This is a genomic window from Candidatus Nanosynbacter sp. TM7-074 (genome assembly GCF_041006295.1).
Classification (GTDB): Bacteria; Patescibacteriota; Saccharimonadia; order Saccharimonadales; family Saccharimonadaceae; genus Nanosynbacter.
This window is the reverse complement of sequence record NZ_CP158487.1, coordinates 659,842-675,801: the sequence shown is the minus strand read 5'-3', so window position 1 is coordinate 675,801 and position 15,960 is coordinate 659,842. Positions and strand designations below refer to the sequence as shown.

Here is a 15,960-nt window from a genome sequence, read left to right as displayed (position 1 = left end):
CGGAAGCTTGATATAATAAGACTATGAAAGTGCTCGATAAGCCGAAAATTGACCGCCCCCGCGAGAAATTGGCGCGTTACGGTACGGCGCGGCTGAGCGACTTGGAACTCTTGATGGCGATTATCGGCAGCGGTAATAAACAGGCGGATGTCGGTAAAATTGCGCGCGAGGTGCTGAAAATTTTGCGTCAAAAAGGCGGTGATGTTTTGTATGATGATCTACGCAGCGTGGTTGGCTTGGGCGAAGCGAAAATCCCGGTGATTCTGGCGAGTTTGGAACTGGCGCGGCGGTACTTGCTGGATAGCGACCAACCAATCATCGACAGCCCAGAAAAGGCCGTTGAGCTACTGGCCGATATTCGCGACAAAAAGCAGGAATACTTTGTTTGCCTGACGCTGGATGGCGCGAATCGTTTGATCGCCAAGCGGGTAGTGACCATCGGCACGCTGACCGCCAGCCTGGTGCACCCGCGCGAGGTCTTTGCCGACGCCATCGCCGACCGCGCTGCCTCGATCATCGTGGCGCATAATCATCCGAGCGGGAGCTTGGAGGCCAGTCAGGCTGATAAAGAAGTAACGAATAGGTTGGCAGAAGCGGGGAAATTGCTTGGCATTACGCTTAATGATCATATTATCGTTACAAAACTTAATTACAAGAGCTTGCTGCACGCAGAGTAAATGAGCCTCAAAATCTGATATAATCTATCTATGAATACGAGGGAGCTTGAAAAGCAGTTGTGGGCTGCGGCGGATAAACTACGGGGTAATATTAGTTCGTCGGACTATAAATATGTGGTACTGGGGTTGATCTTTCTAAAATATGTTTCGGATGCGTTTTCGGTGCGATATCAGACAGCGATTGATGAGAATTATGATCCTGAAGACCAGGATTGGTATTTGGCGGAGAATATTTTTTGGATTCCCAAGGAGGCTCGTTGGGAATACCTAGTGGCGAGTGCCAAACAGCCAGAAATTGGCGTCTTAGTTGATAGTGCCATGGAGGCGATTGAGCGCGACAACCCTAGTCTGAAGGGAGTGTTGCCAAAAAATTATGCTCGTGAAGCTCTGGATAAGCGTCGCCTAGGTGAACTCATCGATTTATTTACCAATATTAAATTTGATACTGCCAGCTCCAAAGACTTGCTTGGTCAAGTGTACGAATATTTTATGGGTATGTTTGCCGACAGTGAGGGTAAGCATGGTGGTGAATTCTACACGCCGCGCTCCATCGTGAAATTGCTGGTAGAAATGCTTGAGCCATACAGTGGGCGCGTGTACGACCCATGTTGCGGTAGTGGTGGTATGTTCGTCTGGAGTGAGAAGTTTGTCGAGGAGCACGCTGGGCGCGTCAGCGATATCGCAGTGTATGGTCAGGAGCTCAACGAAACCACTTGGCGACTCGCTAAAATGAACATGGCAATTCGGGGAATTGACGCGAATATCAAACGCGGCGACACTCTGATGGACGATCAGCTTCCCGACTTAAAAGCTGATTATATCTTGGCCAATCCGCCGTTTAATATTAGCGACTGGGGTCAAGAGCACTTGCAGGCTGACCCGCGCTGGAAGTATGGTCTGCCACCAAAGGGTAACGCTAACTTTGCGTGGATTCAACATATGATTCACCATTTGAGCCCGCGCGGTACGGCAGGATTCGTGCTGGCAAATGGGAGCATGAGCAGCCAAACCGGTGGCGAAGGTGATATCCGCAAGCAGCTGGTGCTTAATGATATGGTTGACGCCATCGTCACGCTGCCGAGCCAGTTATTTTTTAATGTCACTATACCATGCTGTCTGTGGTTTGTGTCGCGTGATCGTGTCAATCGTCACGGCAAAGTGCTGTTTATCGATGGGCGTAATTTGGGTAAAATGGTAACCCGTCGTAACCGCGAGCTGACCGAAGAAGATATTGCCCGAGTAGCGAAGATATATCATGAGTATAAAACTACCAGTGCGGAGTATGCTGACCAGCCGGGTTTTTGTAAAGTTGCTAATTTAGAGGAGATCAAGCAGCATGACTATGTGTTGACGCCTGGCCGTTACGTTGGTGTCGAAGAGGCCGAAGAAGACGATGAGCCGTTTGCCGATAAATTTGCTAGGTTGACGGCTGAGCTTGAGATCCAGTTTGCGAAGAGTCATGAGCTAGAGGTGAAAATAAAAGAAAATCTTGCCAAAATAGAGAAAGAAATCAAATGATGAATGGCGACAACCCGAACAGCGAGATGGTGGTGTATGTTGGCGATGATGGCAGGCCACAGATTAATGTAAGGTTCCAAGGTAAAACGATATGGCTTACTCAAGCTCAGCTAGCCAATCTATTTGATACCTCGCGACCAAATATTACCATGCATATTAAGAATATTTTTGATGAGGGCGAGCTAGATGAGGCTTCAGTATGTAAGGATTTCTTACTAACTGCTACGGATGGTAAGAAATATACCACGAAGCACTATAACCTAGATATGGTAATAGCGCTTGGTTACCGCGTAAAATCAAATATAGCAACGAATTTTCGTATATGGGCCACCGAAAGACTGCGTGAATATATCACCAAAGGCTTTGTCATGGATGACAAGCGTCTCAAGGAAAATAGTGGCGGAAGTTATTGGAAAGAACTACTTGAGCGCATTCGAGATATTCGCAGTAGTGAAAAAATATTGTATCGGCAAGTGTTAGATTTATTCGCCACCAGTCAAGATTATAATCCAAGTTCTAAAGAGCAAATAGAGTTTTTTCATATAGTTCAGAATAAACTGCACTACGCTGTTAATATGTTGACTGCCGCTGAGGTTATTTATTCCAGGGTTGATTCTGACAAGCCATTCTTAGGACTCACGACGTTTCGTGGTCAGCAACCTACCAAAAGCGAAGCGCAAATTGCCAAAAACTATTTGACGGCCGATGAACTTGGCATACTCAACCGTCTCGTGAGCGCCTTTTTTGATCTTGCTGAGCTCAAGGCTATCAATCATGAACCAATGCGTATGGCTGATTGGGTGCGTGAAGTTGACAAATTTGCGGCCACCTACGGTAAGGGTGTCCTTGATAACCCAGGTAAAATATCGCACAAAGCCATGCTCACCAAGGTCGCCAAAGAATATGAATCATACAAAGAACGTATGCGTAATCAAGAGCTGAGTAGTATAGAGCGGCAATATCTTGAGGAGTTGAAGGCTATGCAGAAGAGGGTTGAGGGGAAGAGATGAATGAGATAGTAAAAAATAGGGCTGGGAGTATTTATAATGAGTAAAGTATTTATCCAAGGAGTTATTAATAATATTAAGGCTAAGTCCACCCCGTACACTCCTATTACAGAGGCAATAACTAATGCTATTGATGCTATAGATAAGTCAGGCCGAAATGATGGGGAAATCCATATTCGGATTATTAGGAATCCGCAATTTGTATCAACGGACGATGATAAGTTGGCAGATGTCACTTCTGTGGAAATCTCCGATAATGGCATCGGTTTTAATAAAGAGAATTGTGATTCTTTCGATACCATATATAGCCAACTTAAAAGGTCGATAGGAGGAAAGGGCTTTGGTCGATTTTTTTATCTGCGGCATTTTAACGACGTACACATAGAAAGCACGTTTATTGAAGATGGTAAATACAAACATCGTTCATTCGATTTTGGTAAGCAATATAACGTTATAGTTAATGATAAGGTTAGTAATTTACCTAGCGCGTCAGAGACTGGTACGATACTTCGACTTTTAAACATTAAGGGCGTAAAACTTGACAAAGATCCAGAAATTATCTCACATCGCATTCTGGAACAGATCCTTAGTTATTTTTCCGACCCATCATATACATGCCCGCAGATTATATTTGAAGATGATGCACTAGACGCTCCAATAGTTCTAAATGGGCAAATTGGCACAAGAGATGATTCTCTAATTCAGCTCAAGAAAAGTGATACTTTTACTGTTAAAGGCACAAAACTAAGATATAAGATGTTTAAAATACTTAAGCCTCGAAACCAAAAGAGCAAGATTATTCTAACTGCACGAAACCAAGCAGTTACTGAGAAGAGCTTGGATGTGTATATTCCAGATTTCTGCTCTGACTTTACCGAAGACGTACTGGTTGATGGAGAGAAGAAATCTCGTAACTATATAATAAGATTCTACGTTCAAGGAGAATATCTGGAGGATAATGTTACGGTAGAACGTGACAGTTTTAACTTTGGTGAAAAGTATAACCCACTATATCCAGTATCGGGAGAGGATATTGAAAAGGCTATTTCAGAAATCGCAAAAAAAGAATTTGAAGGTGTGGTTAGTCTAAGGTCAAAAGTAAAAAGAGAGAAGTTTGAGAAATATGCTCAAAGTAACATTTGGTATAAGCCATATATTGACGACATAGAGTTTGAGACAATAAAGGCAAATCCCACCAAGGATGACATAGAATTAATTCTGCATAAGGCAAAATATGAACGTGACTTAGAGATAAAGCAAAATATTTCTCAGCTGACTAGTAAGAATAAGAACTATATAGAGGCACAATCGAATGCTAAAAAGTTGATTAGAGAAGTAAAAGATGCAAGCTATAGTGATTTAGCGCAATATATAGCGTTTCGTAAATCTATTCTTGAGCTATTTAAAAAGACTTTGGAGTGGAATAATCTGGGAGAGTACGATACAGAAAAGGCAGTTCACGATATAATATTCCCTACAAAATCAGATTCAAATGATACGGTATATGATGGACATAATTTATGGATTATAGATGAAGGGTTGAATCTGACTCAGTATCTCAGCTCAGACAAGAACATATTTAAGGAAAATAAAGATCGTCCAGATATTGCCGCGTTTCATTATGGTGTTTCTTATAGAGAGGGCAATGATTCGCGTAGCAACCCAGTTAGTGTATTTGAATTTAAAAGACCAGGTCGTTATGACTTTTCAAATCTATCATCGCGAGAGGATCCTGTTAGTCAGATTGTTAGATACGTTAACAATATACGAAATGGTAACTGCAATACTCCGGCTGGCCGTGCGATAAAGGTGTCGGACAACACGCCATTCTACGGGTATATTATTGCAGATGCAAACACTAGAGTTAAGGAGTGGCTGGAATGTGAAAAGAATTTTAAACCAACTCCAGACGGTGATGGTTGGTATTATTTACAGGACAATATAAACCTGCAGATAAAGTTTATAACTTGGGATAAGCTACTTAAAGACGCAACGGTTAGACATAGGATATTCTTTGAGAAATTGGGGTTAGAAGGATAATGAGAGCAGTTGTTTTAAGTGATATAATTGAGCTTATAGGCGGCGGCACTCCAAAAACATCAAAACCAGAGTTTTGGAATGGTGATATACCGTGGCTGTCTGTGGCTGATTTTGGGGGCGACAGACGTTGGGTAGATAAAGCTGAAAAAACAATCACTAATCTTGGGCTGGAGAATTCTAGTACAAAGTTACTAAAAAGTGGAGACATAGTCATATCTGCACGTGGGACCGTGGGTGAATTGGCTCAACTGAAGCGACCAATGGCCTTTAATCAATCTTGTTATGGAATTAGAGCAAGGACAGGAGTGGACCAAGATTTTCTTTATTATCTCTTAAAGAAGTCCGTCAATGATTTAAGAAGGCAATCGCATGGTGGTGTGTTTAATACTATAACTCGTAGAACTTTTGATGTTGTCAATGTCAGTATACCTAGTATAGTTACCCAAAAGAAGATTGCCAATATCCTCGGTAGTCTTGATGAAAAAATCGAGCTCAATCGCCGCATGAACGAAACTCTCGAGCAGCTCGGACAAACCCTCTTTCGCCACTATTTTGTTGATAATCCTGAGGCGAAGAGTTGGGAAAGTGGAACGCTTGGTGATATTGTCGTAAATTTTGACTCAAAGCGCAAACCTCTATCTTCTAGGCAAAGGGCTAAAATGCAAGGAGATTATAGGTATTTTGGTGCAACATCAGTCATGGATCACGTTAACGATTACTTGTTTGACGGAACTTACCTATTACTTGCCGAGGATGGCAGTGTCATGCGTAGTGATGGCGCACCATATCTTCAGTATGTTTGGGGTAGATTTTGGGTTAATAATCACGCACATATAATACAGGCAAAACACCCTTTTACAGTTGAGTACCTTTACCTATTATTAGCAAAAACGAACGTCCAATCTTTGGTAAGTGGGGCTGTTCAGCTTAAAATTAACCAAAGGGCAATGAATAGTCTAGTGATTTCTATACCACCAGATGACCTTGTAATTAAATTTTGTAACTTGGTTAACTCGCTATTTGCCCAGTATCGTGAGAATGAGGAGCAAATTGAATCGCTTGTTAATATTAGAGAATCACTTTTACCAAAACTAATTTCTGGAGAGATTAAAGTATGAACAATGATACGATTATAACTCGTAGCGTAGTCGCCGGTGTGGCTGAAGTTAATGATATTATTATTGACGATTCTCCCAGGACTAGAATAGTATTTCGCCCTATGATTCATCGAAATGGGATAAGGGGAGATATAATACGATTTCGTAAGAGGTCTAATGGCGAGCTGATAGAACCTGTTCCGCTGAATTTTAATCAGTTAAACGAGAATGACGGCGTGAAGATAGAAATGAAGACAGAAACGTTGGCTAAGTTGTATGAGGAAATTTCAAAATTAGCTCAACTCCTTCAAGATAGAGGCGTGAGATATGGTGAGAATCATTTCACGGTTGTAAATGCTAATGCTCTCGTAATTACTGACGAGAATAGAGCCACAGTAATAAGAAAACTTTTGGATTCAGGAGATGATTTTTGGAGTGCTCTGGAAAGTATCGATTCTGACTTTGTGTCAAACTTTGTTGAAAATCGTATTCACAAAAAGCGTCAGGACTCCCTTAGTGTATTTGAGGATCATCTCAATAATGACGACTGGGGCGAGGGTGATTGGCAAAATTTCTTTGAGAAAAATCAATGGATATTTGGTTATGGATTGAAGTATCAAATACTAAATATACATCAATCGCAGCCGGATTATGGTGGTAGATCAGTATCTGGAGCTGGTGGGCAGAGAGGTGATTTTTTGATGAATAGTGAGGCTGATATAAAGTTTACTTGTTTGGTCGAAATTAAAAAGCCTTCAACGCTGCTACTTCAGAGTGGGCAATATAGGAATGGAGCATGGGGAATGAGCAATGAGTTATCGGGTGCTATTTCTCAAGTTCAGATTAATGCTGCGACATGGGAGATTGAAGGTTCTCAAAATCTTGCAAATACAGAGACTATGATGCAAGAACATATTTATACAGTGTCTCCAAAAGGTATAGTTGTAGCTGGCAAATTGTCTCAGCTTAGTGAAGACCGTGACAAGCGCAACTCGTTCGAAAGGCTTAGACAGAGCCTACACAATCCTGAAATTATTACTTATGATGAGCTTTATGAAAGAGCTAAGTTTATCTTGGGCTCATCTGAGGGCTTAGAGCTATAAAATATTAAGGTCAAGCACATATTTTGGCTTGACCTTAATACTGTCTAACTGTGAGTTAATAGCGATAAGTAAATTCAACCACTGGGTCAGTCTGCCACTTCCAGAAGAAAGTAATATCTTCGCCGAGTTGTTGATTTGGTAGCTCCGTCACTGGATTTGTACCATCACCAAAGGGATTAGTGATGTTGTAGGTGATATCTTGTGGCCTGATGACCTCGTCTCCCTTGAATAGGGCCGTGAGTGTCAGCGGCACCCTACCGCCAGCCATACTAAACGCTGGTAGTGGGGAGTAGGCTTTAAATGAATAGCGCTTCACTCCATCTTCGTCGGTGATTTCATCAATGACGGCTGACAGTTGAATTTTGATAGTTACCTGTCCTTGCGGTAACTTCAGCTTTCCAGCTCTAAACTGTTTGGCTATAGACTTTAGCTCTTTGTCAGTGTCGTATTGGTCCTCGGATAGGCCAATCTTTTGTAAGTATGGCTTGATCCTGGATAGATCACCTTTTATACGACCCACTTGTGCTATCCGCTCACTATAAGCTTGCTCTCCAGCTGAGATAACAGCAATTGATGCGCTGAACTTGACCGTTGAGTAGGGTAGGATGAATTCTACCTCACGCTCTTGGTCGTTGTTGACTGTGAAGACAGTCGTTATCTCAGCCGAGTCATATGTTCCGCCCATTTGTGATGTTGGCTCGACGACGACAGTCGTGTGCTGCTTTAATATTGATAGGTTGAGGGCTGAGTCGCCCAAGGTCGTTTTGTTCATTGGTTTTCCTCCTTATGAACTGCCCGATATGGCTTAAGTTATTTATTTGTGATAACATAAGGAGTACATAGGGATGGAAAAGCTATGTACTCAGACACCAGTTACCACGCTGGTGTCTTTTTCGAAGTTTACCCTCCGAAAACTCCGCCTTATCTTTATTTTGATGAAGCGTTGATTTAAGTATATTACGATTATTTAATATATGCAAGTCGTTTGCATTGTAATTTGTACAATCTGTGCTTTGTGTGTTACACTTAAAATAATGAATGATATTCAAGCAAAAGTTTTAGAGATAGCAGAAACAAAAGATTTAGGTTCTATTACCTACTATAGGCTGTCTAAGATGCTGGGTGTCGATCACCCATATCGAGTAAAGTATGCCATTGACAAACTTATAGAAAAAGGTTTACTAACCGCTAAATCAGATGGTTCAATAACTAAGGCTATCTCTAGTGGACTAGAAGGGTTGATAAAGATTCCATATTATGGAGAGGTGAACTGTGGTGACGCTACGGCACTTGCCGAAGATAGAATTCAAAGCTATTTAGAGATTTCACCTTCCGTTATTGGAGCGGCTGATGTAAGTAATCTCTTTGCTTTAAAAGCCTCTGGCAATTCTATGAATAAGGCTGACATTGGAGGCAGATCTGTTGATAATGGGGATTATGTTATTGCTCGAAAGAAAGATAATTACTGTCCAAAGAACGGTGATCATGTTATTTCGATTATTGGCGGAGCGGCAAATCTTAAGAAATTCCGCAAAGATACTAAGAACCGGCAAATTATTTTAGAATCAGAGTCTACAGAGGATCTGCCACCTATAGTCATTAGCGAGCAAGATATAAACAATTTGAGCGCGTACAGCATAGCCGCTAAGGCGGTTGCTGTAGTGAAGATGGCGTAGGGGTCAAGGTTGACTTGTGCTACAATAGTCCCAAAGTTTGGAAATTATACTTTATAGTAGACAATACGTATGACCGAATCCCAAATCGAACAATACGCACTTGATATCCTGGCTAATCTCGGCTGGCAAATTCTTCACGGACCAGATATTGGTCCGGATGGTGCTATGGCTGAGCGTGAGCTGCGGCAGGTGGTATTGCCTGGGCGGCTATACAATGCTTTGGTGCGGCTCAATCCGCACATTCCAGAACCAGCCTTGAATGAAGCGACGCGGCGTTTGACGCAGATTAGTAAACCGAGCTTAATCGAGAATAATCACGAGTTTCATCAATTGCTGGTGGCTGGTGTGCCGGTGCAATACCGCACATCGAGCGGCGAAGTGAAACACGATATTGTGCGGGTAGTTGATTTTACCTCGCCAAAAAACAATGATTTTGCGGCGGTCAATCAGCTGACGGTTCTGCAGGGTGACTATAATCGCCGGCCGGACATTGTACTATTTGTGAATGGCTTGCCGCTGGTGGTGATTGAACTAAAAAATGCGGCCGATACGAAGGCGGATTTAGCGGCAGCGTATCAGCAAATCCAGACGTATAAGCGAGAGATTAGTGATCTGTTCCGTTTTAATGAATTGTGCGTAACGAGCGATGGGCTAGAGGCGGAGATGGGTACAATCACCAGTCCGCTGGAGCGAATGATGCCGTGGAAGACGATTGATGGCGAGAAGGAAGTTGGCAATGTGCCAATGCTGGAAATGTTGCTGTGTGGTGCGTGCACACCTGAGCGCTTGCTGGATATAGTGCAGAATTTTATCGTGTTTGAGCGTAGTGATGGTGACAAATTGATCAAAAAAGTTGCTGCTTATCATCAATATTGGGTGGTGAATAAGGCACTTGATCGGACGCTGGCGGCTAGTGGTGAACGCGGCGACCAGCGGGCTGGCGTAGTCTGGCATACGCAAGGGTCGGGCAAGAGATTGAGTATGGTGTTTTATACTGGCAAGCTGATGAAGTCGCGCGATTTGCATAACCCGACCATCGTGGTGGTGACTGACCGCAATGATCTTGATGGTCAATTATTCGGTACGTTTAGTGCCTGTCGCGAGCTACTGGGAGAAGATCCAAAGCAAGCTAATTCACGGAGTGAACTCAGGAAGCTGTTGCAGCGCGAAGCAGGTGGGATTATCTTCACAACAATCCAAAAATTCTCGCCTGAGGATGACGAGGATAAATTGCCAATTTTGACCGATCGCCGCAATGTCATCGTGATGGCAGATGAGGCGCACCGCAGTCAATATGGCTTGAAGGCGCATGTCCGATCCAGCGACGCCCAATTGGTGTATGGTTACGCTAAGTATATGCGCGATGCCTTGCCGGGTGCGAGCTATATTGGCTTTACGGGTACGCCGATTGAAACGGATGACAAGTCAACGCCAGCGGTGTTTGGCGACTATATCGATATTTATGACGTCGAGCAGGCAGTGAAAGATGGTGCAACGGTGCCGATTTATTATGAGAGCCGGCTGGTTGATTTGAATATGGATGAGGCAACGCGGCAGTGGCTGGATAAGGAAGTTGATGATTTGCTGGAGGGCGAAGAATTGAGTCGTCAAGACGCGCTGAAGGCTGAGTATGCGCAAAAAGAAGCCATCGTCGGCAATAGCGAGCGGCTAAATACTATCGCCCTGGACATCATTGAGCACTTTGAGGCTCGGCAAAGTGCCCTGAGTGGTAAAGGTATGATCGTGACGATGAGTCGTGGTATTGCGGCAGATTTGTATGAAAAAATTGTGGCGTATCGGCCGGATTGGCACAGTGACGATGACGCACGCGGTGCGATAAAAGTAATTATTACTGGTAGTGCTAGCGACCCTGACTACCTGCAGCCGCACATTCGTAACAAGCAGCGGGTAAAGGCGATCGAAAAGCGCATCAAAGATCCGAACGATCCGCTTGAATTGGTGATTGTATGTGACATGTGGCTGACAGGATTTGATGTGCCGAACATGCACACCATGTATCTGGATAAACCGCTCAAAGGGCATAATTTGATGCAAGCGATTGCCAGGGTGAATCGAGTGTTTCCTGGGAAAACCGGCGGTTTGGTGGTTGACTATCTGGGTGTGGCAGGGGCGCTGCGCGATGCTATTTCTGACTATACACGGAGCGGTGGTCAAGGCGTACCACAGCTTGACATTGCTGAGGCGGTGGCACAGATGCAGATGCGCTATGAGGTAGTGCACGATTTGTTTGGTAACTTTGACTACCAGCGATATTTTACTGCACCAACCGACCAACAGCTACAAATTATCTTGGATGCAGAGGAATATATTTTAGGGTTGGAAGATGGTGAGAAGCGGTTGAAGCAGCATGTCTTAGAACTAAGCAAGGCCTTTGCATTGGCGATGCCGAGGCCTGAGGCGCTGAAAATTCGCGAAGAAGTGGCGCTGTTTCAGGCGGTGAAAGCTCGGCTGGAGAAAGTATCTAGTTCGGCAGTGGTGACTGATGCCGAATATCGCAGTGCGCTGAAACAAATTGTTGATAAAGCAATTGCGCCAGTTAGTGTGGTTGATGTGTTTGAGGCGGCAGGACTGGAAAAGCCGGAATTGTCGATTTTAAGCGATGAGTTCCTGGCAGAAATTCGTAACATGGAGCGCAAGAATTTGGCGGTGGAGGCTTTGCAAAAACTGCTGGCTGATGAAATCAAACTACGATTTTCGAGGAATTATGCCAAGGATACCAAGTTCTCTGACTTGCTCAATCAAGCCTTGACACGGTATAGAAATGGGACGATTGAGGCAGCGCAGGTGATTGAGGAATTAATCAACATTGGACAGAAAATTCGCCAGACTGTTGAGAACGGAGTGGTTGATGGCCTCAGCGAGGATGAGATTATCTTTTACGATGCGCTGGTTGAAAATGGCAGTGCTTGTGAAGTACTGGGTGACGCGCAGCTACGTGATATCGCAAAAGTGTTACTAGAGCAAGTTCGTCGAGATGCGACGATTGATTGGGCAGAGCGCAGGAATGTTCAGGCAAAGTTGAAAGTTAACGTTAAAAAGACGTTGGCAAAATATGGCTACCCACCAGATCAACAGACATTGGCAACTGATATGGTATTGGAGCAAGCTAAGCGTTATGGTAACGAGTGGAGTCAAAAACGCGCGGCGTATGACGCTGGCGGCGGAGCGAGTTTGCTGGATTGATAAAATAATTATGAAAATCTCCGTCCATCTCAAACCCAACTCTCGCCACCGCGAAGAAGTCGTCCCGAACGATGATGGTTCGCTGACAATCTACACCAAGGCGCCAGCCATTGAAGGGCGAGCGAATCTAGCGGCAGGAAAGTTGTTGGCAAAATATTTTGGTGTGGCACCTTCACGGGTAAAGTTAGCGCGTGGCGCATCTTCAAAATACAAGATATTTGAGATTGATTAGGCGGACTAATGTAACCGCTGTATCGTCACGAACGAATATCCCTGCTGCTTCAGCGCGCTGAGGATGCACGGTACGGCATTGACGGACGTTTGGTGAATGTCGTGCATCAAGATGACGGCTCCAGGGCGAGCGCCAGCGACGGCACGTGAACAGACAATCTGGCTATTGCGATCAGCCCAATCCCGCGTGTCGACCGACCATAAGATTGACGACATGCCACGCGCCCGAAGCTGCTCCAAAACCACACCATTGACGGCGCCGTAAGGTGGTCGTAAGATGCTTGGCTTGACGCCAGTGGCTTGTCTGATGGCCTCGTTAGTACGGTCAATTTCGCCAGCAATTTGGTCAACTGATAGCTTAGGTAGTTCCGGATGTGACCACGAGTGATTACCCAGTTGATGACCGCGTGCATGGATGCTGCGTACAACACTAGCTTGCCCAGAAACCTTGCTGCCGATCAAGAAGAACGTCGCTTTCGCACCATACTGATCCAAGATGTCCAGTAGGTGCGCGGTGTATGGACCTGGTCCATCATCAAACGTCAAGGAAATCACTTTATTGCCAGTGGTTGGTGCAGGTGCTGGCGCAGTAGGTGCAGGTGCTGGTTCTGGCTTTGGCTCGGGTGGCTTGGGAACATTGGCTAGTTTCCGAGCTGTTGGATTTTGTAGGTATTTGCTGACTGAAGAAATTGGCACAGTGATGGTCATCTCGCCATAGGATGACGGTAGTAGCGATGCCTGGCCAAGTGGCCAAGTCAGACTATTGCCATTATCAGTAATAACAAAATTAGACAGAGCCTCTTTGGTGATTATTCCGTTAAGATCAAGTTCTGGTTTATCGCGCTTCTTAATTGTCTGAGCAATATTATCCTTGGCGTAGCTTATGATTGCTTCGATAGCCTCGTCTGATCGCTCGGTAAAATCTTCCAGGCTAATAATCTCACCAGATTTTTTATCAAATGTCCAAAAATGTGTCAACGACACCGGATGCGCGCCGTGCATATCTTGCTTGATATTAACGATAATCGACAGAGATGCTGAGTTGTTGTGAGTAATTTGGTAGCTGATAGTCTCAGTCATTGGTCGGTCAAATGCTGTAGATAAAAGGACCGTGCTGCGAAAATCACGATCAATTTTATCAATTGCCTCAGCAACAGTGAGGTTGATTTTTTGATTTTCAGTAATTGGGTATTCAATCGACACCTTTTCTCGTTTATTATTTCTGGTCACGAATTTTGAGCGAATTCCAGAATAGCGCGAATCGGTGAAATAATATTTTTCATCAGTTGGGGTGGTTATTTTTTGTGAACGTGATTGGCTAAAGTAATATATTCCACCAGAAATAGTTAATATAAGTGTAGCTATTAGAGTAAGTATGATGAATATTTTTTTTGATTGAGCTTTTTCTTTTTTTCTGTGAATTCTCATACTATATTAAGTATAGCATTAGTTTTGTTACAATTAACTATAGCAAGGTTAGTTGGCAAAATTACTTAAACTGATATAAGGAAAGGAATTTATAATGGCGAATCTTAAGCCTATCATAACGGTTGACCAACTTGTTAAAACTTATGATGGCAAGAATGTAGTTGATGGCATATCATTTGAGGTCAAGAAAGGCGAGATCTTCGGTATCCTCGGCCCCAACGGCGCCGGTAAGACGACGACGCTAGAGATGCTGGAGGCACTCCGGCCGATTGATGGCGGTACGGTGACTATCGACGGAATAGATGTTGCTAAGCAGCCGAAGCACATTAAAAACATCATTGGTATCCAGCTGCAATCGACGATGTTTTACGACAAGCTGACCTTGCGCGAACAACTGAAAATGTTTGCCAGCTTGTACGGACAGACGGTTGACGCTGACGCGCTGCTAGCCAAGGTGCAATTGACCGACAAAGCTAAAAGCTATGTCGAGCAGCTCTCAGGCGGGCAAAAGCAGCGCTTCGCCATTGCTTCGACGCTGGTCAATAACCCGACGGTTCTATTCCTTGACGAGCCGACCACCGGCCTCGACCCGCAGGCTCGCCGTAATCTCTGGGATTTGATCAAAGAGATTCGCGACGAAGGTATTACTATCGTGCTAACCACGCATTATATGGACGAGGCTGAACTGCTGTGCGACCGCCTGGCGATTATGGATAATGGTAAAATCATCACCATTGATACGCCGCATAATCTGATCCAGCAACTACTGGCGCGCGGTTTCAAGAAAAAGCAAGTTGTCGAGCAGGCCAATTTGGAGGACGTATTTATTGACTTAACAGGAAAGGCGATTCGGGATTAGTATGAAAAAATATTGGACTGGTGTATTCGGGCAAGTACGCGCCCAGCAAAAACGTTTCGTCCGCGATAAAATGTCGCTGTTCTTTACCTTCCTGTTTCCGCTCATCTTCTTGTTGGTATTCGGTTCGATTTTTAATAATCAATCGACCAGCTTTGACATCGCGATTATCAATAATTCGCAGACGGAATTTGCTAAAAACTTCGTCAAAGGCGCCAAAGACAATGCCAAAGACTCGATTCTTAAAATTAAAGACGTCAAGGATATGGACGAGGCTCGCGAGAAGATGAAGCGTTCGGAGCTGAACAGCATCATTGAACTGCCAAGTGATTTTGGCGAAGTGAAGGGTGAGGGCAAGGATGCTCGCCCGACCGGCACAATTAACGTGCTGTATGCTAAAGGTTCCGAGCAAACTGGTAGCGCTCTGACAGCGGTGATGAACCAAATTGCCAATGAAATAAATAAGCACCTGGGCCAGCCAGAAGCGCCGCTCAAGGCTATGGGTAAAGCTGTTGGCGACGAGCAGCTGAAGTCGTTTGATTATACCTTTACCGGGCTGCTGGCGTTTAGCTTGATGAGCATGGGCATCTTTGGTTTGGCGAACCAAATGCCGGCTGAAAAGCAGCGCGGCTCGTACCGCCGTCTGCGTGCGGCGCCGTTTACCTCGGGCCAGCTGATCATCTCCATGGCGATTCACTATACGATTATCTCGCTGCTCAGTTTGATCATGATGATCGTTGTCGGCACGCTGCTGTTCCATTTCAATATGCGCGGCGATTGGCTGCTGTTCTCATTGATGTCAGTGATTTCGGCGATGATGATGGTGGGCTTAGGGTTATTAATCGGCGGTTGGGCGAAGAATGAAAATCAATCAGCCCCTCTATCTAATTTGATTTCTTTCCCGATGATGTTTCTGTCTGGAGCATTCTTTCCAGCATTCCTCTTTCCAGAATGGTTGCGCGGCGTGACGCAATTTATTCCAATGACGCCAGTTGTGGATGGCTTCCGCCTTATTATGACCGAGCAAGCTAGTCTCATCGAAGTCCTGCCGCAAATCGGCGCCGTTGCTGCTTGGGTTGTCGTTATTTATATCGCGGCGATTAAGCTGTTTAGGTGGGAATAG

13 protein-coding genes are annotated in these 15,960 nt (G+C 44.5%); 11 read left to right on the top strand and 2 right to left on the bottom strand.

Features of this window, described 5'->3' with window-relative positions; translation table 11 throughout:
* The first annotated feature begins 23 nt into the window (after positions 1-23).
* Genes radC through TM074_RS03600 form a run of 6 tightly spaced genes read left to right on the top strand, consistent with a single transcriptional unit; the run spans position 24 to position 7,442 of the window.
* Positions 24-677 carry a DNA repair protein RadC gene (gene radC, locus TM074_RS03625; protein ID WP_369000333.1) on the top strand — a complete coding sequence of 218 codons (654 nt, stop codon included), beginning with the start codon at positions 24-26 and terminating at the stop codon, positions 675-677.
* Positions 678-707: 30 nt separating this feature from the next.
* Positions 708-2,195: a type I restriction-modification system subunit M gene (locus TM074_RS03620; protein WP_369000332.1), complete on the top strand. Its 1,488-nt coding sequence runs from the start codon at positions 708-710 to the stop codon at positions 2,193-2,195.
* The gene (locus TM074_RS03615; RefSeq protein ID WP_369000331.1) at positions 2,192-3,205 is read left to right on the top strand and encodes a virulence RhuM family protein; all 1,014 of its coding nucleotides are present in this window, start codon (positions 2,192-2,194) and stop codon (positions 3,203-3,205) included. Before TM074_RS03620 ends, TM074_RS03615 begins: the two co-directional genes overlap by 4 nt.
* Before the next feature lie 36 nt (positions 3,206-3,241).
* On the top strand, positions 3,242-5,242 hold the full coding sequence (locus tag TM074_RS03610) for an ATP-binding protein (RefSeq protein WP_369000330.1): 2,001 nt from the start codon (positions 3,242-3,244) through the stop codon (positions 5,240-5,242).
* Positions 5,242-6,360 (top strand): restriction endonuclease subunit S, encoded by a 1,119-nt coding sequence (locus tag TM074_RS03605; protein ID WP_369000329.1) that lies wholly within the window; start codon positions 5,242-5,244, stop codon positions 6,358-6,360. The genes TM074_RS03610 and TM074_RS03605 overlap by 1 nt, the downstream gene beginning before the upstream one ends.
* Positions 6,357-7,442 carry a Shedu anti-phage system protein SduA domain-containing protein gene (locus TM074_RS03600; RefSeq protein ID WP_369000328.1) on the top strand — a complete coding sequence of 362 codons (1,086 nt, stop codon included), beginning with the start codon at positions 6,357-6,359 and terminating at the stop codon, positions 7,440-7,442. Before TM074_RS03605 ends, TM074_RS03600 begins: the two co-directional genes overlap by 4 nt.
* 55 nt (positions 7,443-7,497) lie before the next feature.
* Here TM074_RS03600 and TM074_RS03595 read toward each other — a convergent pair whose 3' ends face one another.
* Positions 7,498-8,214 carry a hypothetical protein gene (locus TM074_RS03595; RefSeq protein WP_369000327.1) on the bottom strand — a complete coding sequence of 239 codons (717 nt, stop codon included), beginning with the start codon at positions 8,212-8,214 and terminating at the stop codon, positions 7,498-7,500.
* Between the two features lie 262 nt (positions 8,215-8,476).
* On the opposite strand from TM074_RS03595, the gene TM074_RS03590 reads away from it, so the two are divergent.
* The 3 genes from TM074_RS03590 to TM074_RS03580 all read left to right on the top strand — a co-directional run bounded on the left by TM074_RS03590 (position 8,477) and on the right by TM074_RS03580 (position 12,554).
* Positions 8,477-9,118 carry a LexA family protein gene (locus TM074_RS03590; protein WP_369000326.1) on the top strand — a complete coding sequence of 214 codons (642 nt, stop codon included), beginning with the start codon at positions 8,477-8,479 and terminating at the stop codon, positions 9,116-9,118.
* Positions 9,119-9,187: 69 nt separating this feature from the next.
* A complete protein-coding gene (locus tag TM074_RS03585; RefSeq protein ID WP_369000325.1) occupies positions 9,188-12,322 on the top strand; it encodes a type I restriction endonuclease subunit R in 3,135 nt (1,044 codons plus the stop codon).
* Positions 12,255-12,554, top strand: a complete 300-nt coding sequence (locus tag TM074_RS03580; RefSeq protein WP_369000324.1) for a DUF167 domain-containing protein — start codon at positions 12,255-12,257, stop codon at positions 12,552-12,554. Before TM074_RS03585 ends, TM074_RS03580 begins: the two co-directional genes overlap by 68 nt.
* A gap of 5 nt (positions 12,555-12,559) precedes the next feature.
* Here the strand turns inward: TM074_RS03580 and TM074_RS03575 are convergent, their stop codons facing one another.
* Positions 12,560-13,981, bottom strand: coding sequence for a polysaccharide deacetylase family protein (locus TM074_RS03575; protein WP_369000323.1), 1,422 nt, complete (start codon positions 13,979-13,981; stop codon positions 12,560-12,562).
* 94 nt (positions 13,982-14,075) lie between these two features.
* Here TM074_RS03575 and TM074_RS03570 point away from each other — a divergent pair, with 94 nt between their 5' ends.
* Both TM074_RS03570 and TM074_RS03565 read left to right on the top strand, forming a co-directional pair.
* The gene (locus TM074_RS03570; RefSeq protein WP_369000322.1) at positions 14,076-14,840 is read left to right on the top strand and encodes an ABC transporter ATP-binding protein; all 765 of its coding nucleotides are present in this window, start codon (positions 14,076-14,078) and stop codon (positions 14,838-14,840) included.
* Position 14,841: 1 nt separating this feature from the next.
* Positions 14,842-15,960, top strand: coding sequence for an ABC transporter permease (locus tag TM074_RS03565; protein WP_369000321.1), 1,119 nt, complete (start codon positions 14,842-14,844; stop codon positions 15,958-15,960).

Bases quoted from the DNA above. Each gene is read 5' to 3' on its own strand.
- radC (WP_369000333.1), top strand. From the start codon at position 24: ATGAAAGTGCTCGATAAGCCGAAAATTGACCGCCCCCGCGAGAAATTG.
- TM074_RS03620 (WP_369000332.1), top strand. From the start codon at position 708: ATGAATACGAGGGAGCTTGAAAAGCAGTTGTGGGCTGCGGCGGATAAA.
- TM074_RS03615 (WP_369000331.1), top strand. From the start codon at position 2,192: ATGATGAATGGCGACAACCCGAACAGCGAGATGGTGGTGTATGTTGGC.
- TM074_RS03610 (WP_369000330.1), top strand. From the start codon at position 3,242: ATGAGTAAAGTATTTATCCAAGGAGTTATTAATAATATTAAGGCTAAG.
- TM074_RS03605 (WP_369000329.1), top strand. From the start codon at position 5,242: ATGAGAGCAGTTGTTTTAAGTGATATAATTGAGCTTATAGGCGGCGGC.
- TM074_RS03600 (WP_369000328.1), top strand. From the start codon at position 6,357: ATGAACAATGATACGATTATAACTCGTAGCGTAGTCGCCGGTGTGGCT.
- TM074_RS03595 (WP_369000327.1), bottom strand. From the start codon at position 8,214: ATGAACAAAACGACCTTGGGCGACTCAGCCCTCAACCTATCAATATTA.
- TM074_RS03590 (WP_369000326.1), top strand. From the start codon at position 8,477: ATGAATGATATTCAAGCAAAAGTTTTAGAGATAGCAGAAACAAAAGAT.
- TM074_RS03585 (WP_369000325.1), top strand. From the start codon at position 9,188: ATGACCGAATCCCAAATCGAACAATACGCACTTGATATCCTGGCTAAT.
- TM074_RS03580 (WP_369000324.1), top strand. From the start codon at position 12,255: ATGGTAACGAGTGGAGTCAAAAACGCGCGGCGTATGACGCTGGCGGCG.
- TM074_RS03575 (WP_369000323.1), bottom strand. From the start codon at position 13,981: ATGAGAATTCACAGAAAAAAAGAAAAAGCTCAATCAAAAAAAATATTC.
- TM074_RS03570 (WP_369000322.1), top strand. From the start codon at position 14,076: ATGGCGAATCTTAAGCCTATCATAACGGTTGACCAACTTGTTAAAACT.
- TM074_RS03565 (WP_369000321.1), top strand. From the start codon at position 14,842: ATGAAAAAATATTGGACTGGTGTATTCGGGCAAGTACGCGCCCAGCAA.